At 38.8% G+C, this 24,526-nt stretch carries 15 protein-coding genes; 4 read left to right on the top strand and 11 right to left on the bottom strand.

The window, feature by feature from the left end:
• Positions 1 to 89: 89 nt before the first annotated feature.
• The 3 genes from gntR to gntU all read left to right on the top strand — a co-directional run bounded on the left by gntR (position 90) and on the right by gntU (position 3,365).
• On the top strand, positions 90 to 1,085 hold the full coding sequence (gene gntR / locus FVA72_RS02285; RefSeq protein ID WP_110592524.1) for a gluconate operon transcriptional repressor GntR: 996 nt from the start codon (positions 90 to 92) through the stop codon (positions 1,083 to 1,085).
• Positions 1,086 to 1,470: 385 nt separating this feature from the next.
• Positions 1,471 to 2,010, top strand: coding sequence for a gluconokinase (gene gntK, locus FVA72_RS02290; RefSeq protein ID WP_094962846.1), 540 nt, complete (start codon positions 1,471 to 1,473; stop codon positions 2,008 to 2,010).
• A complete protein-coding gene (gntU, locus tag FVA72_RS02295; RefSeq protein WP_004261235.1) occupies positions 2,010 to 3,365 on the top strand; it encodes a gluconate transporter in 1,356 nt (451 codons plus the stop codon). Before gntK ends, gntU begins: the two co-directional genes overlap by 1 nt.
• A gap of 75 nt (positions 3,366 to 3,440) precedes the next feature.
• On the opposite strand, the gene FVA72_RS02300 is transcribed toward gntU, so the two are convergent.
• From FVA72_RS02300 to FVA72_RS02325, 6 genes are read right to left on the bottom strand one after another with little or no spacing between them, the layout of a single operon-like run.
• Complete coding sequence (locus FVA72_RS02300; protein WP_110592523.1) at positions 3,441 to 5,426, bottom strand: ATP-binding cassette domain-containing protein; 1,986 nt, start codon at positions 5,424 to 5,426, stop codon at positions 3,441 to 3,443.
• On the bottom strand, positions 5,413 to 5,895 hold the full coding sequence (locus FVA72_RS21920) for a hypothetical protein (RefSeq protein ID WP_110592522.1): 483 nt from the start codon (positions 5,893 to 5,895) through the stop codon (positions 5,413 to 5,415). Before FVA72_RS21920 ends, FVA72_RS02300 begins: the two co-directional genes overlap by 14 nt.
• Positions 5,896 to 5,898: 3 nt before the next feature.
• Positions 5,899 to 7,149, bottom strand: a complete 1,251-nt coding sequence (locus FVA72_RS21925; RefSeq protein WP_110592521.1) for an HlyD family efflux transporter periplasmic adaptor subunit — start codon at positions 7,147 to 7,149, stop codon at positions 5,899 to 5,901.
• Positions 7,130 to 8,356 carry a TolC family protein gene (locus tag FVA72_RS02315; protein WP_004261227.1) on the bottom strand — a complete coding sequence of 409 codons (1,227 nt, stop codon included), beginning with the start codon at positions 8,354 to 8,356 and terminating at the stop codon, positions 7,130 to 7,132. Before FVA72_RS02315 ends, FVA72_RS21925 begins: the two co-directional genes overlap by 20 nt.
• A 4-nt stretch (positions 8,357 to 8,360) precedes the next feature.
• A complete protein-coding gene (locus FVA72_RS02320; RefSeq protein WP_243154730.1) occupies positions 8,361 to 9,278 on the bottom strand; it encodes a hypothetical protein in 918 nt (305 codons plus the stop codon).
• Positions 9,229 to 9,684 (bottom strand): hypothetical protein, encoded by a 456-nt coding sequence (locus FVA72_RS02325; RefSeq protein WP_110592519.1) that lies wholly within the window; start codon positions 9,682 to 9,684, stop codon positions 9,229 to 9,231. Before FVA72_RS02325 ends, FVA72_RS02320 begins: the two co-directional genes overlap by 50 nt.
• Positions 9,685 to 9,907: 223 nt before the next feature.
• Here FVA72_RS02325 and FVA72_RS02330 point away from each other — a divergent pair, with 223 nt between their 5' ends.
• Positions 9,908 to 17,686, top strand: a complete 7,779-nt coding sequence (locus FVA72_RS02330; protein ID WP_137018869.1) for an Ig-like domain-containing protein — start codon at positions 9,908 to 9,910, stop codon at positions 17,684 to 17,686.
• Between the two features lie 58 nt (positions 17,687 to 17,744).
• On the opposite strand, the gene FVA72_RS02335 is transcribed toward FVA72_RS02330, so the two are convergent.
• The 5 genes from FVA72_RS02335 to FVA72_RS02355 all read right to left on the bottom strand — a co-directional run bounded on the left by FVA72_RS02335 (position 17,745) and on the right by FVA72_RS02355 (position 24,108).
• Positions 17,745 to 18,563: a helix-turn-helix domain-containing protein gene (locus tag FVA72_RS02335; protein ID WP_110592517.1), complete on the bottom strand. Its 819-nt coding sequence runs from the start codon at positions 18,561 to 18,563 to the stop codon at positions 17,745 to 17,747.
• A gap of 507 nt (positions 18,564 to 19,070) precedes the next feature.
• A complete protein-coding gene (locus tag FVA72_RS02340) occupies positions 19,071 to 20,297 on the bottom strand; it encodes an SGNH/GDSL hydrolase family protein (RefSeq protein WP_004261200.1) in 1,227 nt (408 codons plus the stop codon).
• Complete coding sequence (locus FVA72_RS02345; RefSeq protein ID WP_094961456.1) at positions 20,269 to 21,438, bottom strand: SGNH/GDSL hydrolase family protein; 1,170 nt, start codon at positions 21,436 to 21,438, stop codon at positions 20,269 to 20,271. The genes FVA72_RS02340 and FVA72_RS02345 overlap by 29 nt, the downstream gene beginning before the upstream one ends.
• Complete coding sequence (locus FVA72_RS02350; RefSeq protein WP_110592630.1) at positions 21,425 to 22,843, bottom strand: MBOAT family O-acyltransferase; 1,419 nt, start codon at positions 22,841 to 22,843, stop codon at positions 21,425 to 21,427. Before FVA72_RS02350 ends, FVA72_RS02345 begins: the two co-directional genes overlap by 14 nt.
• Before the next feature lie 455 nt (positions 22,844 to 23,298).
• A complete protein-coding gene (locus FVA72_RS02355; RefSeq protein WP_036958345.1) occupies positions 23,299 to 24,108 on the bottom strand; it encodes a protein bax in 810 nt (269 codons plus the stop codon).
• Positions 24,109 to 24,526 lie beyond the last annotated feature (418 nt).

Below are 24,526 nucleotides of genomic sequence, written 5' to 3' on the forward strand. Positions count from 1 at the left end.
TGTGATGTAAATCAGTAACAAAGATTGCTATCCATTAACAGATAGCAGAACATGGTTATCGTTAACGAATTGGATATCGCTTTGAACTTATGAAGAAAAAAAGACCTTCTCTACAGGATGTTGCCGACCAAGTTGGCGTCACAAAAATGACGGTGAGCCGTTTTCTACGAAACCCAGATCAGGTTTCAGAAGCTTTACGTGAGAAAATCGCCCAAGCTGTGGAGGCTTCCGGATATATTCCAAATAAGGCGCCCGATATTTTATCGAATTCAACTAGCCATGCTATTGGGGTGTTGCTTCCTTCATTAACTAACCAAGTTTTTGCCGAAGTGATTCGTGGAATTGAAGCCGTGACAGACCGCCATGGCTACCAAACCATGCTCGCTCACTATGGTTATCAGCCCGAAAAAGAAGAAGAGCGGCTGACTTCACTACTTTCTTATAATATTGATGGCGTGATTTTAGCCGAACGAACACACACTGAACGAACGCTGCGCATGTTGAAAACCGCGGGGATCCCCGTTGTTGAGATTATGGATAGCGTTTCTCCTTGCCTAGATATTGCAGTTGGTATTGATAACTTTGAAGCGTCTCGCCAAATGACTCGGGCGATGATTGAGCGTGGCTGCCGTAAGGTTGTGTACTTAGGCGCAAGACATGATGAACGTACTTTTATCCGCTTGAAAGGTTATGAACAGGCAATGCTCGATGCTAATCTTGAACCACGTAATGTGATGACGCAGGCTAGCTCATCGTATTCGCTAGGTGCCCAACTACTGCACGACTGCCGTGATAAGTACCCAGATACCGACGGTTTATTCTGTACCAATGATGACTTAGCGATAGGGGCTATTTTTGAATGCCAACGTTTAGGGATTCAAATTCCGCAAGACCTTGCTATTTCAGGTTTCCATGGTCACGACGTAGGGCAAGTGATGACGCCAAAACTGGCGAGTATTTTGACGCCAAGAGACCAAATGGGGCGTAAGGCGGCAGAAGTCTTGTTGGCAAGAATGTCGGGTAAGAAGCTAACGGATACGCATTTTGATGTGGGGTTTTGTGTCCTTACTGGCGAAAGTATCTAATTATTCCTCGTCATACTTCGCGCTGTCGCGTTGTTGCCTGTACTCGCCAACCCTAGTCACATACTTATGTATGCTCCTAGGGCTTGACTCGCTTGGCGCCTAGCGACAACACGAACTATTTAGAGGAATGCTTTAAGGGGAGTAATAAAGTTTAAATATACTTTTTGTTTTTTGTTTCTATATTGATTGCGAGTTTTGCTTTGTCTTTCACCTGCCTCTTCTGAAGTCAGTTTGAGAGTATCATCACAGATCTGTTTTCTTCTTCACCAATTTGATTGCCAAATAAATCCGCACTGATGATAATGTTACCCGTAACTTGTTACCGGTAACAAAAGCCGGTTTTTAACTAAAGCCAGGACAATAGTGAATATCTGAGGAGTTTCCTATGAATGATACCCAAAAACAAAACTATACATTTGTACTAATGGGGGTATCGGGTAGTGGTAAGTCTGCTGTTGCTACCGGTGTTGCACAGCAACTACAAGCTGCTTTCCTTGATGGTGACTTTCTTCACCCTAAATCAAATATTTTAAAAATGGCATCTGGTCATGCATTAAATGATGACGACCGTAAACCTTGGTTAGTCGCACTAAATAATGCCATTTTTGCAATGCAAAGAACTAATAAGATATCGCTGGTAGTTAGCTCTGCACTGAAAAAAAGCTATCGTGATATCTTAAGAGAGGGGAACCACAACCTCTATTTTATTTACCTAAAAGGTGATGCGGTTGTTATTGAAGAAAGATTGAAAGCACGTAAAGGGCATTTCTTTAAGCCTGAAATGCTGAAATCGCAATTTGATGCCTTACAAGAACCTGGCGCGGATGAACCTGATGTGCAGGTTGTTGATATTCGCCCATCCTTAGAAAACGTGATTGAAAATACGTGTTCTACTATTCGTAAGATTGTCGCTGGAGATAACTAATGAATACCCCAGAAACATTAAGCACGTTAACGCTCGTGCTGACGGCAGTCGGCTCTGTCGTTTTACTACTTTTTTTAGTGATGTATGCTCGTTTACATGCTTTTGTTGCACTCATGATTGTTTCTATTGGTGCCGGTTTATTTTCAGGTATGCCAGTACAACAGATCACGGAAACCATGCAAAAAGGAATGGCGGGAACCTTAGGTTTTCTTGCTATCGTAGTCGCTCTTGGGGCAATGTTCGGTAAAATTTTACATGAAACAGGGGCATTAGATCAGATTGCGAATAAGCTACTTAACCTATTCGGTGAAAAGAATGCTCACTATGCAGTGGGTGTCGCAGGGCTGATTTGTGCGCTACCACTCTTCTTTGATGTGGCTATTGTCTTGTTAATTGGTGTGGTGTTTGCGGTAGCGAACCGCACAGGCCATAACGTTGTTCGCCTTGCTATTCCATTATTTGCTGGGGTAGCCGCTGCGGCAGCGTTTTTATTACCGGGGCCAACACCAATGCTAGTTGCATCACAAATGGGGGCAGACTATGGCTGGATGATTTTAATTGGTTTGTGTGCTGCTATCCCAGGTATGATTTTAGCAGGGCCATTATTTGGTAAGTTTATCAGTAACTTTGTTCATATTGATATTCCAGCAGATTATCAAGCGCCAAATACAGAACATGGCAAAATGCCAAGCTTTGGATTTAGCTTGTGTTTAGTGCTTTTCCCGTTGGTATTAGTGGGTTTAAAAACAATCGGAACGCATTTAGTTGAAAAAGGAACCCCCCTTGAGCATTGGTTAGAGTTTATCGGTCACCCTTTCACCGCATTACTGTTAGCGTGTTTACTGGCGATTTATGGCCTAGGTTTCCGTTATGGTATGGATAAAGAAAAAGTCATGGCGATTTGTTCCGCAGCGATTCAACCTGCTGGGATCATTTTACTTGTGACGGGTGCTGGTGGCGTATTCAAACAAATTTTAGTGGATTCAGGTGTAGGCCCTGCACTAGGTGACTCTTTAATTGGTGCTGGTTTACCAATTGCTGTTGCTTGCTTTGTATTAGCGGGTGCAGTGCGTGTCATTCAAGGTTCTGCAACGGTTGCATGTTTAACAGCGGTAGGTTTAGTGCTACCTGTTATCAGTGAGTTAGGTTACTCAGGAGCACAGCTGGCAGCATTAGCTATCTGTATTTCTGGCGGTTCATTGATCTTAAGCCACGTGAATGACTCTGGTTTCTGGTTATATGGAAAATTCACTGGTGCGACAGAAGCGCAAACGCTAAAAACATGGACGGTAATGGAAACTATCCTTGGTACGACAGGGGCAATTGTCGGTATGGTGTTCTTCATGTTCTTGTAATGTATTTTATGAAAATACATCAGAGCTAAATGTATTGAATTAAAACGCCCGCTATTAAGTGGGCGTTTTGCTTATTTAGCTTAGGCTAATTTTAGGGATGATAATTTTATTATGGTGTTGTGGCGAATTAATGTGTTTAGCATGACCCGGTGATAATGCAATATGCTTTGTAAAAAATGAGGTTAGTCCTAAGTCGTGAGTAGAAAAGAAAATAATTGATTTATCTAATTCAAACTCTTGCCTCATTAATTGTAAGAATGAGAGTGCATCAGAGGTCGCCATAAATGATGTCGATTCGTCTAAGAATATCATTTCAGGTTGTTTTATCAGAGTCAGAGCGAGCTGTAACTTTTGTTTTTCCCCTGTAGATGCGGCGATATCGGTGATGAGTGTATCGTCTAAGGTTTCCTTACTAATCAGTAAGGATGGGCAACATAATTTGGTAAGGTGAACAATTGTATTGTTATCGAATACACCGTAGAAATTAAAATTATCACGAATACTGCCATGAATAAATGTTGAAATACCATTATGGTAGGCAATTTTTTCTGTTAAAAAGCATTGGGAAATTTCATCGATACCAATACCATTGATTGTAATATCCCCTGATGAGTATTCTGAAATCCCACATAATGCTTTCATTAGTGATGTCTTTCCTACGCCTGAAATACCAGTAATACCAATAACATCGCCGGGTTTGGCTTCAACATCAAGCTGATTAATAATGGTTTTACCATTAATGCTAACGCTAAGATTTTTTGCACTAAAATGTTTTATTGAATCTGTTGTTATACCATCTGCTTTGAAATGGATAAGTGGGTTGTTTTTTAACTGATCAATACTGGATTTGATATGAAATAGATGTGTTTTCACCATAAATAAGCGATTAATGGCACTTGTAATTGCACCAGAAAGTCGACTATTAATGATCATCACGGCGATAACAGAAGCCAAGCTTAGACTGCCTTCACCAATAGCCAAATAGCTAGCTACGTACATTACTATCATAGATAAAAACGTATTTACTTTGATAATTTCCATCCAATGGTGATTGGCCTCATTTAGTTTTAATTTTATTTTTTCATCTTCATTAGTTTTTATACTGATGTACTGTTTAAAATGGTTATCTCTGGCAAAACAAAGCTCATGTTTTTTTTGTTCCAATGAGTAGTACATGGCTGATTTTTCATAGTTTAAGGTATTCGCTCGGAGCATATTTTTATAGGAAAGAAAGCGGATGTGTAGGCATAAAAAGATAAGCCCAGCGTAATAGCTCAATAGCAATAATGAATAAAAACCTAACATACCAAAAATGCAAAATGAAAATAAAATGGCTAACCCGACATCATAAATAATTTGAGGCTTAATTTCCCAAACTTGTAAGATTGATGCTTCTGCTGTTCTCACTTTAATTGAGGCACTTTTACAACTAGATTGTTTTAATAAATTAATAAAATAGCGATTAAAAGTACTGATGTTAAGCTTTATTTTTTTTGTGTTCTGTTCATGAATAATGTGTTTAATAAAAAACTCTAAGCCAATAACGACAATGAAAATAAAACTAATATATAAAAGTGAGCTTATAGATTCACTATAAACTAAGCGGGAGTTAAAAAGATTTGAATATAAAGGTAATAATAGTGCGAATACAATTAAAGGTAATGACAATAAGCTAGATTTTGGTGTTAACTTAATCAGTGATTTATATATGCTCTCTTCATTGAGTGTGTTTTCACTTGCAGGAAATGAAAACAAATGTTTATTTTCAATTAGTTGTTGTGTTATTGCTATGTCGGTTGTTAGATTAGTTAGCTGGCCTCTATGATTTTTGATGATAATATATTTCCCATCTGCTATCTCCATAATAAAGAGAGCTGGTAGCTTTTTTTCATTAAAATCTGAAATAGAAGTGTATTGATAAGTGAAAAAATCATTATTAATAAATTCATTTATATTATTTAAGATATATTTATTATCATAAGAGAGTGCTGGAGAGGAAAATGGTTCTCCTAATATCTTAAAGTATTGATTAATAACATCATGGAAACTACTTTCTTTCATTTTCTTCACTCTTTAGGAAGCAAGCGTTAACCCCTTGATTATCCTCAATAGGTTTTAAGGCTTTAATGTGTACATTAGGCGTGTTTTTTTTAATTAATACCGTGTTATAGATGGTATAGGTCATTGCTGCGTCAAAAGATATGTTATTTCCATAACTGCAATAAACATCAATAGATTTAACCTTTTTATGATCAATTAGTTTTAAGGTGTCATGGCTAAACATTAACGATGTCATGATGTTATTGCCATTGCCATTGCCATTGCCATTGCCATTTTTATTGTCATTATTACTATCGGTATTTATAGATGAAGACGCTTCGGTATTGTGGTTATCAATTCCTATCAATGCCGCCTTGCCTTTATTTTTTTCAGCAGCCATTGTGCTTGATAACACATTAGCTAAGAGCACAGCCATAAGTAATGTCATAGTTGCAACAGCAGCAGATAATGCAGAAATAAAACCTAGCATAAGTCACCAAACGTTAAATATAATGTTATCGCTAATTAATGCGGTTAAATAATGAAGTACTGAAATCTCTTTACTAGAGATATAGAGCATCACTGGCAAACCGTCATGTTCTGGAAGGAGCTCCGTATTTTGTTCTGGTGTAATTTGTACTGAATAATAGCGTTCTTGACTGTTCCGCTCCCTATCACTAAAGGAATCAGCGCTGATTTTTGTAACTTTCCCGTTAATGATTTTTTTAAACCCAGGGGAGTTCACCACAATTTTGGCTGGTAGCTGTGGCGCTATAAAAGGGCGATACTTCGCTAATATTTTACCTTCAATAACCCGCGTACTTTGCTGTTTTTTAATCACCATCACTAAATTTGAGGCTTCAACATACGAACCTTTCTCTAAATCTTTTTCGATACTTAATACAATCCCGTCTGCTGGTGATAACACACTATTCGCTCTTATTTTATTGCGCAGTAATTCCATCTGACCACTGTTTTCTAATTTCTCTTTTTTTAGTCGATTAAGTAAAGTTTCATTTTCTTGTATTTCCCCGATAAGTCGTGCGGTATACTTCTTTTCTTGCAGTGAGATTTCTCGCAATAACCCTTGAGCATTTAATTCACCTGATGCTATTAGCGCGGTGGTGCGGCTGATTTCAGCATTATTATTGAGTTTTTCAATTTCAGGAGCTCTTGCGTTTTTTAATAATAAGTCCTTCTTTTTCAGTATGTTAATTTGATTTTCTAGTTCGCTAGACTCTTTAATTTGTGAGATATATTTATCTCGTAAATTACTTATCTCCATGCGTAAGAGAATATGACCATAGAGTTCTCTATAGGCACTTAAAGTTTTACTTTGTAAGCCCTTTGCAAAGAAAAAATATTCAGATTCCGTATTTATGCTTCCATCAAGGATTTTATTTAACAGTTTTTTGTTTTCTTCTAATTCATTGATGCGTTCATTAGCAAAAGTAACGAGGCCGGATAAGGTTTTTTCTTGATGAAAGACATCTAAATTAGTATAGGAAAATAAAACTTGGTCTTTTTCTACCTTATCACCAGTTTTAATAGCGAACTGATTAATAAATCCAGAAGCCGGGCTCACTATTTCTAGTCGATTGGAGACTCCTGAGATAATCCCCTCTCCTGGAGAGGATATTTCTATTTTAGCTAATATAATATAACCGATAAATAATGACGTGATACCTAGAAATATTTTTAATTTTTTAGGTGCCCGGTTCAGTTTATTTAGATAACGTTTCAATTTCAGCTAACTTCCCTGTTAATTGGATATATTCCATTTTGTTTTTCATATCAGCAATCATTAATTCAGCAATGCGCCTTTCCATTGTTAACATATCAAATAGTGTGTTCACCATTTCATAGAAAGAAGATTGTGATATTTCATATTCCCTTTGTTGGCTTTTAATTATTGAGCGCATGGTCTTACGTTGTTCATGTAGCCCTGTAAGTTCAGTCGAATTTGAATTAGCGATTAATTTTAAATTTTTAATTTTAGCTGTGGATTCTTTATATTTATAATCAGCTTTTCCTTTTGTTGCTTCATACAGTTTCAGTTGAGATTTTTCATTCAGAACTTTATCAAGGTCAAAGATATTTAATTTAACCTCCATTCCCATATAAGACTCGTTACGACTTCTAACTTGATCAATAAATCGTTCTTCGGCGATAAGATTAACATTTAAGAAGGGATTTTGTTGATAAGCATTTTCTTTCATTGCATCAGCTTGCATACGTAGCAAGTTATATTCGCTATTCTGTTGTGCATTTTCACTATCAATAATAGTTTCTTGTAATTTTTTTAATAGATTTTTTGGAACCGTTACACCTTTAGAAGGAAAGGTAATGCCTGATAAAAGCTCAATATTAGACTTATATTGCTCAATCTCTTTTTCTATATTTTGTAGCTCTGTTTCAATCCTCTGCATCAATAAAGAAGCTTGTTCAACATCACTGTATTTTGCTATGCCACTTTTATAGCGATGAGTAATAAGTTTGAAAATACTTTTAGCATTGCTATTTAAATCAGCTGTTGTTTTTGTTAGCTCATTGAGATAATAAATACCAATTAAGTTGTTAGTTGTCGAGGTGTAAAGTTCTTCTTTTTCCTTGTTTAGTGAAAGTGCTGATATTTTTAATTTTAAATTTTTTTCATTAAACCGGTGACTTAACGTAGTGTCATAGATCAATGAACTGGCAGTAATATTACTGTTAGTGCTGCCATCATGGCTTTTTATTTTTCCTGAAGCGGATATTTTTGGTAGATAATAATAATCTGTTTGTTTTGCTCTGAGGTTTTCAGCTTCTAATTCTAACGCTTTTATTTGAACTGGATTGGAGTTTTTTAATACTCGGCCAATAAATGTTTGGAAGTTTTCTACATCTTGATTGGCTAAGCTACAAGTTGGTAGTGATAATGTTAATAATAAACCTAAGGTGATAGGACGCATGTGCTTACTCCATTGATAATAAAGTTAATAGTTTTTTTCTGCTCTCAATGGTATTTTCTTTTAGCCATTGTGTAGTTTGATCTATTTTTAATATTTCTTCTGAAATTTTTTCATTCTGATTGTTTTTGCTTATTTTTTCTTCTAATAAGTAGACGGCTAATTTTCTTTTCCAGTCATCGTCAGCTTCTTTTATTGATTGTAAAACCTCTAAGTGTTCTTGTGCTGTGGAGGATAAAGCCAGAAGATGTGAGGAAATATCAGTTGCTAGCTCATTGCTTTCGGTCACGGAAATCATTTTTTGCGCTATATTGATATTCACTTTCTGTAATGTGTTCAGGGTTTCTTGAATATGATTAAGTTCTTCTGAGTAGTTTGCAGATTGTTGTTGAGTTTTTTTATTTTCTTTTTGGTAAAAGAAATGAAAGAAATTCAAACTCACTAACAGTAAAACTGAAATAGAAACCCCAAGAATAGAGGTTAAGAATGCAAAGGACATTGAATTAAGTGCCATTGAGATAGATGAGATCATGGCGTTCATTTTTTCTGAGACATCACCTTCTCCTCCAAGTGATGCTGATATTGCGGTGATCATCCCTGTTAATCCAATAAATGTTCCTATTAATCCTAATGACACAGTAACGGATGCAGATAATTTCGTTTGGTTTGAGAGTAATGTATAATTGCTTTTTTTATTTTTATTAAATAATCGATGAAATAAAAATATAACTAAAGGATAAATATAAATCCCAATCATGGTGTAGCTGATTTCAGGGGCAAGTAATAGACATTGCTGAACCATTTCACGTACCGATTGTAATAAAAAACAAGCGAGAAACGTTGCGGCATAAAAAAATAATCCAAGATAATACATGTTATTTGTAATCCCAATAAATGCATGAGTTCCAACCTGGGCAATATTCACTTGTTCCTTGTTTTAGAACAATTTCTTTATTAATTCCCAGACTCTTAATTAGTGATGCCATATAAAGAAGGTTGTAGGTGTTTTTTTCTTTACTGTGGCTGATTTTATCATTGATGTAACCACTGATAATAATTTTATTACTTTTATTTTTAACTATTTCTTGTTTGATTAAAGAGGTTTCATTGCTTGATAAATGAATTCCACCTTTAAAATAAAGACGTTTATTTTGGATATCTATTTGTATTTTTTCAAATTTTAATTGTCCATAATTAATATGGGTTTCTGCAGTTTTCATTCCGCTGAAAATAAACACCATAGAAACTAAAATAATTATACATAGTGTTCCACTTAACCCATCAACCATTGGGGCTAGTTCTTCATCAGAGTTATCATCATTTTCTTCCATATCTAATTCTTTTATTTTAGAAACAATTTTATTAATTCAGGATTATATTATAATCGCTATTGAAATGAACTCACTGGAATTGGAGCTCAAAAAAAAAGATTGTCAGACCACATTATCTTAAATGACGTTTTATTTTTAATTAAATGGATATAATCGGTTTCATTAACGGCAGCTTATGGGTATATAGCTGATAACCCCATTTATTAATATAATGATATAGAACATGACAGATAAAACTATCACAGATAAATTAAAAAGCATAGAAATCCAAAAGTTTAAAGTTCAAGGGCTTGATTTAATTGTAACTAAGCCAGATGGTTCTATTGAGAACATTAAAAATGGGCTGTCTGAAGTTATTTTAGGAAATATGACATTATTGACTGAGCAGGGCGAGATTCTTTCACAAGATGAAATTCTATCATCAATAACATTAAATGTCGGTGCTGATGCTATTTATATCAAAGAGCAATTGACGAGTGACATCATTGAATATACTGATAGCCAAGCCTCAAAAAAGAATAATGAGCAAATTGAAGGTGAGGAACAGCAATATGATAACCGACAAGACGATAAACAAAGTTTCAGTGAAAAACTGGCGGAGTTAAATCAAAAAAACCAACAATTAGAAAAGGCGCTTCAGACCTTGTCTTCTGAGAAAGATGAAAAAGAGGTATTACTAAGTTCGTCATTAACAAAGCTCACAGAAGCGAAAAACCAGCTAAATCAAAAAAATAAAGCAGAGAAAGCACAAGTCGAAGACAGCAACTTAACTTTTCCTTCACCATCTGCACCCGTTGTTATGCCAATAAGTTCTTCATCACCCTCTCAGCCTGCAAATAAACCATTAGCACCTTCCCAGACAGCTAAACCTATAACACAGGTTTTTATTCAAGGAAAATTAAGCGAAGAATCCGACTCAGGGAAAAGGGGGGATAATATTACGAATATTAATACACCAATATTTACTGGGGTTATCTCTCCTGATAGTCAGGGTTATCTAACGATTAATGATAACAAATATTCGATCACAGCGGATAAAGATGGAAAGTGGTCATTAAAAATCACTGAACCGTTAGAAGATAAAGTATATGAATATTCATTAGTTGCTTTTTCCGGTGAAGGTAAGCCTGTGACGGTGAATGGCCAATTTGAAGTCGACACTCAGCTTGATAATCTCTCTGTTAGCCTTGATGGGCATTCGGATACCGAAACGTCGGCGGAGAGACTAACTAACAAGCAAGTTCCTACTTTTATAGGGAAAGCTGAAGCTGGTAGTACGGTAACGCTAACGATTGCAGGACAAACATTATCGGCAATTGCTGATGATAAAGGTACGTGGCGAATAACAGTCGAGAAACCATTGGCCGATGGAGTATCAAACTTCCAAGTCACTGCCGTGGATCCTGCTGGTAACCAAAAAATCATCACTGAGAGCGTTACTATCAAAACATCAAAACCAGATGCTAGTGTACTGCTTGATAACTCAACGGTTTTTTTGACCAGCAAAGTAAAGCCAACGCTTACGGGAAAAACAGATTCGAATTCCAATGTCATCGTTAAGGTAGCTGGAAAAGAGTACTTCACTAAGGCGAATGAACAGGGTGATTGGTCACTCACTATCAGTGATAACTTAGCTGATGGCTCACATATATTAAATGTTAAGGTAACAGATAGCGTAGGAAATCAGGGGGTTTTTATCCAAAGCTTGTTAGTCGACACGACGCTACCAGCTGCGACTGCGAAGCTCACCGAAAGCAGCGATTCCGGCGCCAAAGGGGACAATCTTACGCAGCACCAAGCGGTCACCCTGGAAGGGATAACCAAACCGCAATCGACGGTGGTGATCCAGTTTGCGGGGCAGGAGTACAGCACCCTTGTCGATAAAGACGGGCAGTGGCAAGTGGCATTACCCGCAGTCAATCAAGACGGTGAGTATGATTATCAAGTGAGTGTGACCGATACTGTCGGAAATATCGGGATGTCCAATGGACAATTCACTGTGGATACTCAGGTGGATAGCCTATCGGTCCACCTTGATACACTGTCTGATAGTGGCAAGGTTGGCGACCATATCACTCAAGAGTCGCGTCCGCATTTTTCAGGCAAGGCGGAAGCGGGAAGCCGTGTCGAGTTGACGATTGGCGGACAACCCGTGGTCACGACAGCGGATAGCCATGGGGCTTGGTCGGTGGTGACACAAAATGTACTCGCCGACGGCACCTATGATTATACGGTGAAAGCCACGGATGTGGCAGGTAATAGCACCGTGGTTACAGAGTCCGTGCAGATAAAAACCACATTGCAACCCACGACGTTACAACTCAATAACCAGTCTGATTTGATGACTAACCAACCGCTCCCGACATTATCCGGGCAATCCGAGCCCCACGCGACGATACAGGTTTCACTGAGTGGGGAAATTTACTCAACGGTGGCCGATGCACAGGGCGCTTGGTCGATTATGATCACCTCGCCGCTCGCGTCGGGAAGCCACTTGCTCAAGGTGCAGGTCACCGATATTGCGGGAAATAGCGAGAAAATCAGCGAGACGGTATGGGTCGACACGACGCTACCGGCTGCGACTGCGAAGCTCACCGAAAGCAGCGATTCCGGCGCCAAAGGGGACAATCTTACGCAGCACCAAGCGGTCACACTGGAAGGGATAACCAAACCGCAATCGGCGGTGGTGGTCCAGTTTGCGGGGCAGGAGTACAGCACCCTTGCCGATAAAGACGGGCAGTGGCAAGTGGCATTACCCGCAGTCAATCAAGACGGTGAGTATGATTATCAAGTGAGTGTGACCGATACTGTCGGAAATATCGGGATGTCCAGCGGGCAGTTTATTGTTGATACTCAGGTGGATAGCCTATCGGTCCACCTTGATACACTGTCTGATAGTGGCAAGGTTGGCGACCATATCACTCAAGAGTCGCGTCCGCATTTTTCAGGCAAGGCGGAAGCGGGAAGCCGTGTCGAGTTGACGATTGGCGGACAACCCGTGGTCACGACAGCGGATAGCGATGGGGATTGGACTATCGTCGTACAGCAAACACTCACGGATGGCACTTATGATTATACGGTGAAAGCCACGGATGTGGCAGGCAATAGCACGGTGGTTACAGAGTCCGTGCAGATAAAAACCACATTGCAACCCACGACGTTACAACTCAATAACCAGTCTGATTTGATGACTAACCAACCGCTCCCGACATTATCCGGACAATCCGAGCCCCACGCGACGATACAGGTTTCACTGAGTGGGGAAATTTACTCAACGGTGGCCGATGCACAGGGCGCTTGGTCGATTATGGTCACCTCGGCACTCGCGTCCGGAAGCCACTTGCTCAAGGTGCAGGTCACCGATATTGCGGGAAATAGCGAGAAAATCAGCGAGACGGTATGGGTCGACACGACGCTACCGGCTGCGACTGCGAAGCTCACCGAAAGCAGCGATTCCGGCGCCAAAGGGGACAATCTTACGCAGCACCAAGCGGTCACACTGGAAGGAATAACCAAACCGCAATCGGCGGTGGTGATCCAGTTTGCGGGGCAGGAGTACAGCACCCTTGCCGATAAAGACGGGCAGTGGCAAGTGGCATTACCCGCAGTCAATCAAGACGGTGAGTATGATTATCAAGTGAGTGTGACCGATACTGTCGGAAATATCGGGATGTCCAGCGGGCAGTTTACCGTGGATAGCAATATCACGCTGATTGCACACTTAGACCCTGCGAGCCAAGACAATTCGAATGCGTTGATAACCTACTTAAAACGACCACAAATTAGTGGAGAAGCTGACCCCGAAAGTAAAATTACCGCTGAGTTTAAAGGACAAATTAAAACGGCTTACGCCGATAGCCAAGGAAAATGGTCTCTGATTTTTGATGTTGATGCGAATGAAGGCAAGGATAATCACTACAAGGTCATCGCAGAGGACGCTGCTGGTAACAAAGAGACAATTAGTCAGAGTTTTACATACCTGCCCTCATCAGTAGGATCTGGAGACATTCACCCCCCGACTTTAACCGCCACATTAGATGCTGCGTATGATAGTGGAAAGCAAGGTGACTATATCACTAATATTAAAGCGCCTAAATTTACTGGGAACGCCACGGTGGGGGCTAAAGTTAGACTGACAATTGGGAATGAAAGTTTCTCTACATTGGCAGATAAAGTCACTGGAAATTGGGAAATCCAAGTTAAAGAGCTCGCGGAAGGGAATTGCCAGTATCTTGTGACGGCGGAACACCCAATAAATGGGCAAACAAAGGATATTTCTGGGAATATTTTTATAGATACTACTGCTCCTGTATCCACAATTGAACTAAGTACAGAAACGGATACTGGAACCAAAGGAAACTTTATTACTGCACATCGTAAACCTGTATTTACAGGAAAAAGTGAGCCGGGGAGTGAAATCACTCTGGAACTAAATAATGAGTCGGTTTCGACAGTTGTTGATAACAACGGCTTTTGGAGTTTATCTTTACCCAATGAATTACCAAAAGATTTTATTGGTGATTATAAAATCGTTGTTACGGATACAGCAAATAATCAATTTGAAAAAATAGATACACTGACGATTAATTCGAGTAAACCGGAGATTACCGATGCTGCTCTGGCTTCACCTTGGAATAAAGGTAAATTTTATGGTGAGAAATCGACTAATGATTTGATGGCGACTTTTCAAGGAAAAGTAACCCCTGGTTCAAGTTTACAATTTAAGTTTAGACTGAGTAAGAAGGATGAGCATATTTTCTCCATCTCAGACATTGATAAAAATGGAAATTGGTCTTTTAGCTTACCGCCAGGTTTTCTTAAAGTGGATCGCCGTTATGACCTTGATAATTTGGTATTAATTGCAACGTCTCCAGCTGGGTTGACGACAGAAAAGGTGATTGAAGAAAAAGGGATTCAAATAAAGGATTGCGTTTTAAATGTGGCATTTCAAGTTGCGGCAGAGTCGAGTAGTACTGGGGAAGTTGATAACTCACTAAGCTCAAGTCGTTCCCCAAAGTTACAGGGAAAGATTGTAGGTTCGTCGGATAGAGATGAGCTTGCAGGGACCATTTTTATTGGTGGAAAAACTTATTCAATAGCTTTTGGTAAAAGCAGAAGCTCATGGAATTTCAAAGTCCCCGACGATGTCCAGCTTCCTTTAGGAGAAGTCCCCTATACTCTCACATTTAAAGATGTTTATGGTTCGGTAAGGGAAGTATCTTCTTCTGTATTTATCAGTGATTTCAAGTTTTACCTTGACCCAGATACAGATTCTGGCCAAATCGGTAACCACTATACCAATCATAAAAAACCCGTTTATAAAGGCAAAATAACAGCCGGTGGCACGATCTCAGCCAAAGTAAATGGTAATAGTTATCCTATTCAAGCCAATGATCAGGGAGAGTGGCGCTTCGAAGTACCGATTAAAGGGGATGGCGCTTACCATATTAGTTTTATCCAAGACGATGGTACAGTTTCAGTTGGGCAAACAACACTTAATATCCTCACTAAGGCACCCATATTTAATCATTTTCAGGTTGCTGAGGAGCAACTTCATGCGGGTACACAAGTTGCGAATGTAACCAATCCTAAATTGGTTTTCACTTATAATGGAAATATGGATTATTACTTGATAAACGTGAATGGAAAAACGACTCGACATAATAAGCTAAAAACTAAATATAATGGCTCTAAAACAGTTTTTGCTAATGAGCTGGCATTACCTGACGGCGAGCATGTGGCAAAAATAACTGCATTTGATATCGCGGGTAATAAAACTGAGCATGAAGTAATTATTAAAGTGCTCAGTGATGAATCCGGTAAGACTGCCCCAAGTATTGAATTTGGTGTGAATGATAAACAATTAATTTCTGAGAAAGATGGCAAATTACTTTTCAACCAAAATGATTTAACACTCACGGGGACTACAAGCGTCGCAAGCCTAGTTACCATCAAAGACATAAATGGAAAAACACTTGGTACGACAAAGGCAAATAATCAGGGGAGTTGGCAGCTGAAATTACCTAGTGATGTTGTTCCTGTAGGTATTAAGGATGGTGAAAAAATTCAATTATCGGTTACGGCAAAGGATTTAGCTAATCGTGAAACGCAGTTTGAGTTTGATTTGGTATATGACATTACCCCGCCAGTATTGAATGCGGTATTAGACGAACAATCATCAAATGGCGGCACTATTCATGTTAACCAACCAACATTTAATGGAACAACCAAAGCTAATTCGGAAGTACGCTTGACGATCAATGGAAATATATATCGTACTACCGCTGATTATGATGGTAATTGGCAGATTAAATTGCCTGATAATGAAGCACTTGCTGATGGCGTGCATTTCTATGAAATAGAAGCAGTGGATGTGCTTGGACAAATAAACCAGAACAAAGTTTCTGGTAACTTTATTGTGAAAACAGTCGCCTCAGTGAGTGGGGAATTAGAAGAAGATTCAGACTCAGGTATTCAGGGCGATGACTGCACCAATGTAAATAAGCCTACATTTAGCGGAATTACCGAACCAAATGCGACAATTCGATTAGTGTTTGATAATAAAGTTACATCAATTTTTGAAACTACCGCCAATGAGAAAGGAGAGTGGACGATCCAGGTAGATACTGAATTGAGTGACGGTCTTCATGATTATGTCATTTTTGCGATTGATAATATTAAAGGTATTAAAGGACAAGTTTCTGGGCAATTGGTTATTGATACATTAGCACCTGACTACCTTATTGGTGGTGTGGTGGACCCTACAGACTCCAGCACTAAACAGAATATTTTAACCAGTATGACGAGGCCGACTTTTGCTGGGATTGCAGAGCCTAGCACTTATTTGGAAATCACAGTTGGTCAAGAGATCTACACGAATATCCTTGTTGATAAACAAGGGGAGTGGAGCTTTACGTTAACAGAACCACTAATCGATGGGACACATGATTATCATATAAGGGTAACTGACATTGCGGGGAACTTAGGGACAGACAATTTAACCGGAAAAATTACTGTTGATACTCAAGCGCCAGAAATTTTAGGGGGGCTAAATAACACCACTGACTCAAGCCACAAGGGCGATAATATAACGAATATCAATAAGCCAAAATTTAGTGGGGTGACAGAGGCTGAGGCAGTTATTGCGCTTGAAATTGACGGTAAAATCTATCAAGGGGTGGCGGATGAAAAAGGAAAATGGGCGATATCTGTTACTGATGCCTTGATTGATAAAACCTATGATTATCGTATTGAAGTTAAAGATGCCGTGGGAAATAGGCAGGCGCTTACAGGGCAAATGACGATTGATACTAAAGCCCCTGAGCTTGTTGGTCACTTAGATGTTATGACTGACTCTGGCGAAAAAGGCGATGATATAACTAATATTAATACGCCAAAATTCAGTGGGACAACGGAGCCAGACACTCAGGTATTTTTAACCATTGATAATCATACCTATGAACAAAAAGCGAATAAACTGGGTCAATGGGAAATATCGGTATTGAACCCATTAGCTGAAGGTGTGCATGACTATGAAATTAATGCATATGACAAAGCGGGTAATCAGGCACAGCAATCAGGAAAGGTGACTATTGATACCAAAGCCCCTGAGCTTGTTAGTGGCTTAGATGTTATGACTGACTCTGGTGAAAAAGGCGATGATATAACCAATGTAAATACGCCAAAATTCAGTGGGACAACGGAGCCAGACACTCATGTATTTTTAACCATTGATAATCATACCTATGAACAAAAAGCGAATAAACTGGGTCAATGGGAAATATCGGTATTGAACCCATTAGCTGAAGGTGTGCATGACTATGAAGTTAATGTATATGATCAGGCAGGAAATCAGGCACAGGTTAAAGGTAATCTTACTATTTATTCCGATTTGCCCGATGCAACTGTAAGGCCAATAGATAATACAGGCGGTACTCAGGTCGATATCCCGCCAATAGATACCTTAGCGCTTCCATCTGATATCGAGGAACACTATTTTTAATTGAATAATAGCCCTACCATGAAAATGGTAAGGCTAAAGTTTAAAGGTGAATAAAGTACTAAATCAAGGAATGGGGGAAGCTTGGCTGCGCATGAAAGCTTTTAAATGCCAGTAAAAAATAAGGGACATCATCATAGCCGACTTCTTGGGCGATACGTGTCATAGGCATATTTTCTGTTCTAGATAATATCATTGCTTTGTTCATTCGGGACATTAAGCTAATTTTGGAAAAACTTGTATGTTCACTGGCTAGTCGTCGTTTAAGGGTTGAAGGACTCATATGGAGTTTTTTTGCGATAGTATCTAGAGTAAGGCATTGTTTACCTGCGCTATGAAAAATTAAGTCATACACTTTATCTTTTATCGAGATATTCATTGAGGCATATAATGTAGAGGTAAATTCATTCACCAGTAAAAAAAATGATAGAATAAAGTTTAAATGAATATGAATAACATTATGGCTGGTCGGTGAGTTAGCTTCTTTAATTGCAGAATGAAATACATCTTCAATAATCGGGTTTTCTTGTAAGCTAGTACAACAAATTTGGCTTATTGAGTGTGTCTTTTTCTTATTAATAAATAATGCTGCATGCTGTTGGTAAAAGGATTTTAACATATCGGTGGTCATTGGAAGTACATCTACAGCCAGCAGATTGTGATTATCAAGATTGATTATCTCAATTGAAGATCCTTTGGGGAGAAAACAGATATCTGCAGCCGTTAGTATTTGCCATGGGCCTTCTTCTATCCGTATTTCAATTTCGCCAGACCTCACTTTAAATAGTAGAGAGTGAGTTAGATAAAAGCTATTTTTTATTTTATTTGATAGGGTTTCAATATAGGTATGAAACGATTTAACACAGAAATTAGTCGACATTTTTGAACCTAAATAAATATTACCTACGATTATTACCGTAAAATTATTCTGGTTGTGTCAAAGAATTGTTCACGGCTTCCATATTTTTAACAACAAACCTTGAGCTTGCATAAGCTGAAAGATCGATTTGTTATTACTTCCTGACTTAATAAACTTCAGTGTATAGCGATGTGGTTTATTAAAAGGAACGCAGGGATACTAATTTTATATAGGGTATATTGATTTAATTACTGGTCACGATTTTTTATGTTTTTGAGAGAGAACAATAAATTCTTAACGAGTCAGTAATATTCCGAGAGTCATTATTTTAACTTATTGTTTTTATTTAAAATAATTATTTTTATTTTAATATTGGAATTATGTTTTTAGAGTAAAAAAAAGATAAGTAAGAAAAAAACAAAGTGAAATGACAACTATTAGGTGCTTAACATTAAAAAATAGTAGGAGTAAATAAAAAGGCAGAGTACGTTGAATATACTTCTGCCTTATCGTGCGTTGGACCAGTAATCAATTCAATATTTGGTTTAACTGACTATATAGGCCTTGTGCGCTCTTCTTATAACCTTCGACGGAGAGGTGCACATTGTCAGGTCGTGCTAAATCTTGTGCTGCCCATGTGCGAATTGAACAAGGGCCACCCATGAAGGCTTGCCAGTCCCAAAATAGCGTATTTTCCTGAGCGGCAACCGCCTTTTGAATTTGAATCACACTCGTTAAATTCACTGGCATCTGAGCTTGGCAACTCGCCGCATCATTAAATTTAAGTGAATCATTCGGGCCGATAAGTAAAATAACGCTATTTGGCATTTGTTGGCGAATTAAGCGAATTTTGGCGCGTAAATTTTGCTCGTAAGCGGCTAAATCTAATGTATCGTTAAAAGCTTCATTGGTTCCATAGGCTAAAATCACCATATCAGGGGACATTTGAGCTAAGGTTTCGCTCCATTGTGGTTGCCATTTATCTGTCATACTCAGTGTTGCACCATTGAGCCCAAGAGCTGAAAACATTACTCCTGGTTTTTGCGAACGCACTAACCACCCACCAATTTTCAACCCATCACCTTTATTAACAGTAACTTGGGCTGGAAGCTGGGTATTTACAGGGGACGAAAATACCCACTGGTTGCCTGTGGCTGGCAATGCAACATTGGGGGAGACGGCAGGAGCGACACGCATTTGTGAGTCACTTGTGCTTTGGTATAGAGTTTGTAGCTGATAAGCACCTAGCGCAGGCTGTAAAGGCTTGAGCACTACTTTACTGTTGGCTGCTTGTGGCTCGGCAATTAGCCCACCAAGTGGGTAATCAAAGCGTTCATCTTTGCGGCTTGAAGCCAGTGACCACTCTTTCTTTTCGCTCATACGGTTAATGGTCGCTGTTCGTTGCCCAGGTACCGAAATCGGAGGAATGAAGCCTGGGCCCGCGTCACCATAACGTTGCTGAAATAATGTTCTTAAATTACCGCTGAAAAAGTCAGCGGCTGTATGTGAATCACCAATTTGGACAATGTGAACTTGTTGGTTGCCTTGGCGCAACTTATTTGCCAACTGCGGCAAATTAGGCTCTGCGTTATTGACCAACTGCCCTTGTGCAACGACTGGCTGGCCTTTAGGCAGGCTAGTCGTGCGAGTTTTGTCTGATGTGTTCTGGCAAGACAATAAGCCCAGCGACAAAAGCGCAATCACGCTACCCGCCAATATTTTGGACTTAGCTTGACACAGTTTGTTCAGTTTCATGAGGTTCCTTTTCTTCCTCTTCTTCGAAATGAATGAGTGAGAATACTTTTTCAGCGATCAATTGTTGACCTTTTCCGCTGAAATGGATCCCGTCACCACTTCGCAATTTAATGGTACTACTCGCATCACCGATATAGTCAGAATAGGTATCGCCTTTATATTTAAAGACATCATTGACCGAAAAGTAAATTTCACCGTTGTCTTCAACTTCAGATTGGTAGAGGCTACTTAAGAATTTCATGCCATCGGAGAGCGTATTTTTACGCATATTAGGAGGCCCAACCCAAATAACATCAACATTGTGCTGGCGAGCGGTCGATATTATATCACCAATTCGTTCACGGTACACTTTTTCCCAATCTTCACTTTTAAATTTGACGTATTTATAACCCGTCTGTGGTGGCATATCCCAAGGGTCGTTAGGTCCTAAAAAAATGACTAAAACCTTAATGTTGGGGTTATCATTCAATGCCTTAGCAATGGTTTGGGGCCAATTGAAAAAGCGTGGATACGCCAGTCCTGTACTTTGCTTGCTTAGATTAATGCTATCGATATTATATTTTTTCAAGAGCATGTTTTTAACATGTGGAGCGACGCCTTGCATCATGGAGTCCCCCGCGAACAGGACTTGTTGGCCCTTTTCGATATTGGCAATATGTTTTGCCACGATTGGCTGATCTTTTTTGATTGTAAAACCACCAAAGTTAATTTTCTGGTTTTTCTCTCTAACTTGTGGTCGTTTAAGCCGCTCAGGGAAAGTAATCGATAAGCTTTCAGCTGGATAAATATAGCCATTTACGAAATGAAGACCAATTTGAAACTCTTTGGGGAAACTGAGTTTTTTATCTTTATTGGCCAGTTCAAGCTCTGCGGCTTGTTTGTCTTCCTGCGCTTTTTGCCCTGATGCGTAATAAGTGAATAAGCTTCCTGCTTCAAGCGCACCATCATGTAAATAAGCACCATAATCCCAGATAGGATTCCCTGCCATTTTTGCCCATGGGGTATCTTGGTGATATTTTTGCTGCCAAAATCGTTCTAGTGAGCTTTGATTCAACCAAATTAATAATAGGCCAGCAATTAGGACAATAAATAAAATCTGCCCAACTTTGATTAGGGTATTTTTAAACTCAGAAGTTAGCATAAATAAACCCCGGCATACCTGAAGGAGAAAGCATAAACATAATAGTTAGAATAATCGCGAGCGGAATAGGATAATAATACCAAGGAATGGTTTGGTATTTTTTTGCCACATAATGGTAGCCTTGTACAAAATAAGGGTAGGTAATCAGTAGTAGCCAAAATGCGATTAGTAAGCCTAGGCTTGCATTAATTGAAGCAATAAAACCAGGTGCAATGATTTGATTGGCCATTAACAGGGCATCATCAAATGAGGGGCTACGGAAGAAAATCCATGCAAAGCAGACAAAATGGAAAGTAATAATTCGTGACACCCAAACGGATAATGTTTTATTAGGAATCACTTGGGTCCATCCTAATTTTTCCATGCATAAACTCTTAAGATTGAGTAGCACAATTCCTAATCCATGAATGGCTCCCCAAACTACAAATGTCATTGCTGCACCATGCCATAACCCTGAAATGACCATCGCAAGGAATACATTGGTATTCATACGGCTAAAACCTTTGCGGTTACCGCCTAGGGGGATATAAACATAGTCGCGAATAAATGTAGATAAGCTGATGTGCCAACGGGCCCAAAACTCTTTTAAATTTGCAGCTAAATAAGGCGCATTAAAGTTAACAGGGACTCTAAATCCTAATAATAACGCGATTCCCGTCACCAGATTGGTATAACCTGAGAAGTTAAAGTAAATATTCCAAGCATAGGCATAGGTTGCTACTAGGATCTCTCCCGCATTGTAACCCACGGGAGAATCAAAGACTGGATTTACAAAATTTTCAGACAAGTAAGAGCTAAATAAAAACAATTTCACTAGTGCTAATGAAATAAGCAATATCGCTTTTCGAGGATCTAAAATCTCACGGCTTTCCGCTTGTATTTGGGGAAGAAAGTTCTTCGCGCGGTTGATTGGCCCTGCGACGATGCTCGGAAAAAATGCAAGATACAATGTTACATCAAAGAAATCGGCTTTAGGAATTTCTTTGCGACAAACTGATACCGTATAGCTTACCGAATGGAATACATAAAATGAGAGTCCAAGTGGTGCGAGTATTTCCAATATAGGAAGACCAACACTAAAACCAAATTTATCGAGTGTTTGCTGAATAGTCTCTTGGAAGAATGAGTAATATTTAAAGGTGGTAAAGAAGCCAACAATGACAGCGGTAAGAATACCGTATATCCATCGACTAGAGAGCCAATTGGTTGCCACGTTGGTAAGCAAATAAATAATCAGTGTGTAGCTAAATAAGATATAAGCAAAGTCAGGACTAAATGAATAAACAAAAAAATAGCTAGCAGTGATTAATAAGCCATTTTGTAACTTTGCACTGGGCTGACAACCCCAATAAATAAGAAAAAAAATCAAGAAAGAGCCAAGAAACTCAAAAGAGAAGAAATTCATATTAGACTCAAAGATGTTAATTATTTTGTTAGAAGGTTAGGGTATATGATATTTGATCTCTTTTTCTATGCAATCAGAATATTGCTTGTCGTATTGCTCGTCATATTTCGAGCGGTGACTTTGTTGGCTACGTTCAGCTACCCTAGTCACATACTTATGTATGCTCCTAGGGATAGCTTCTCTTGCCGCCTCGCCACCACTCGAACTATTTAGAGCAATGTGGTGAAACTGAAATACCCAATAAAAGACAATTAAACCATCAGATTAAAAACGAGAGATAGCTTCTCTTGCCGCCTCGCCAACACTCGAACTATTTAAGGCAATAGAGTAAATCTAAAAAAACATAAAAAATGAATTAGTCGAATGAGTTAAGTAAGTTAAATACGGTTTGTGAGGGATAAAAAAATCCACTTAGTTAAGTGGATTTTTTATGTCTTGTACCTGGTGATACAAAATTAAATGCGAGTGGCTGCTCTTTGCTGAGCTTGTGTAATCAATTCTTCATTACTCGCGTACATCTCTTGTAAATAGCGGTTATAAGTAGAACCTAACTCTGAGTACCCTTTCATATCATTGATTAACTTTTTAGTATCTAGCTCATCTTTTGATAGACGCTGTTTTGCTCGTGAAGTACGTAATGACTCATAAGCATTATGGGTATTCATATTTTTCATATAAGCAGTCACGGTCTCTTCTACAGAAGAATATGTAGAATAGCCTTTAATCTTTCCTTGTTTGGTCTGGCAGCCACTACCGCAGCGCATACCAAATAAATTACCGTTTTGCAGAGCAAGTTGTGATGTACCCCAACCAGACTCTGTTGCTGCTTGTGTGGCAACTAAGTGTGTTGGCATGATGTCGACACGACTCAGTAGTTTGTTCCAATTTAAACGTTTTGGATTACTACATTTCATACCATAGCTATTACAGATTTGTTCAAGACGGCGCAACTCTTGTGCGCTCCACTTCTTATTAGCCCGTACTGATAGCAACCAAGTACGTTCAGCCATAATCTGCTTATTCACTTTTTCAATAACAGGGACAACCGTTTTCAAAAATGCTTTCTTTCGAGGCGTACCAGAAGGGTATTTACGCAAGTCAGGGAGTGAGGTTTTAGCCTGACTTACATTCTGTTGCACAGTTTTATTAGTATACTCTTTATTGAGCATTGTGCTGGTACTGGTGGAGCCCATACTCAGGCTCGAAAATAAAAGTAAAAATAAGAAAGCGAAGACGGCGTTTGTCCTCATCGTTCGAGAGGGCATTTGCTTCTCCTAAGTATCTCTGAACAAAATTCGAGCGAATATTAGCAGATTAATTTTTCACGAGCTACATTTATCCGGATGATATTAAGGAAACTTCTGTATTATTTTGTGGATTTTTTTATATTAATATGAATGTATTGATTTTAAATGACCTAATGGTTTCGTTTGGTATATTTTCATATGATGAATGATAAGTTAAACTGTTTATTCCCGTGGCGTTCGCGCTTTACTTAAGTTAAATTTGAGTAAAAAACACACAATTCATTTAGTTATTATAGGGTTATTTTGTCTGAAAAATAAGCAGTTGGTAGTCTATTTTTTGACCGAAATGAGTTCTCCATCGTTTTATTAAAGCCTATCGAGGCGACAAAAGTGAAATAAGATTATTATCTGCAAATGAGTAAAAAGTGACATTTAC

It is taken from the genome of Providencia sp. PROV061 (assembly GCF_011045655.1).
GTDB lineage: Bacteria > Pseudomonadota > Gammaproteobacteria > Enterobacterales > Enterobacteriaceae > Providencia > Providencia hangzhouensis.

Excerpts from the sequence above, each read along its gene's own strand:
- gntU (WP_004261235.1), top strand. The coding sequence starts at position 2,010 with ATGAATACCCCAGAAACATTAAGCACGTTAACGCTCGTGCTGACGGCA.
- FVA72_RS21920 (WP_110592522.1), bottom strand. The coding sequence starts at position 5,895 with ATGCTAGGTTTTATTTCTGCATTATCTGCTGCTGTTGCAACTATGACA.
- FVA72_RS02330 (WP_137018869.1), top strand. The coding sequence starts at position 9,908 with ATGACAGATAAAACTATCACAGATAAATTAAAAAGCATAGAAATCCAA.
- FVA72_RS02335 (WP_110592517.1), bottom strand. The coding sequence starts at position 18,563 with ATGTCGACTAATTTCTGTGTTAAATCGTTTCATACCTATATTGAAACC.
- FVA72_RS02340 (WP_004261200.1), bottom strand. The coding sequence starts at position 20,297 with ATGAAACTGAACAAACTGTGTCAAGCTAAGTCCAAAATATTGGCGGGT.
- FVA72_RS02315 (WP_004261227.1), bottom strand. The coding sequence starts at position 8,356 with ATGCGTCCTATCACCTTAGGTTTATTATTAACATTATCACTACCAACT.
- gntR (WP_110592524.1), top strand. The coding sequence starts at position 90 with ATGAAGAAAAAAAGACCTTCTCTACAGGATGTTGCCGACCAAGTTGGC.
- FVA72_RS02350 (WP_110592630.1), bottom strand. The coding sequence starts at position 22,843 with ATGAATTTCTTCTCTTTTGAGTTTCTTGGCTCTTTCTTGATTTTTTTT.
- FVA72_RS02355 (WP_036958345.1), bottom strand. The coding sequence starts at position 24,108 with ATGCCCTCTCGAACGATGAGGACAAACGCCGTCTTCGCTTTCTTATTT.
- FVA72_RS02325 (WP_110592519.1), bottom strand. The coding sequence starts at position 9,684 with ATGGAAGAAAATGATGATAACTCTGATGAAGAACTAGCCCCAATGGTT.
- FVA72_RS02300 (WP_110592523.1), bottom strand. The coding sequence starts at position 5,426 with ATGAAAGAAAGTAGTTTCCATGATGTTATTAATCAATACTTTAAGATA.
- FVA72_RS02345 (WP_094961456.1), bottom strand. The coding sequence starts at position 21,438 with ATGCTAACTTCTGAGTTTAAAAATACCCTAATCAAAGTTGGGCAGATT.
- gntK (WP_094962846.1), top strand. The coding sequence starts at position 1,471 with ATGAATGATACCCAAAAACAAAACTATACATTTGTACTAATGGGGGTA.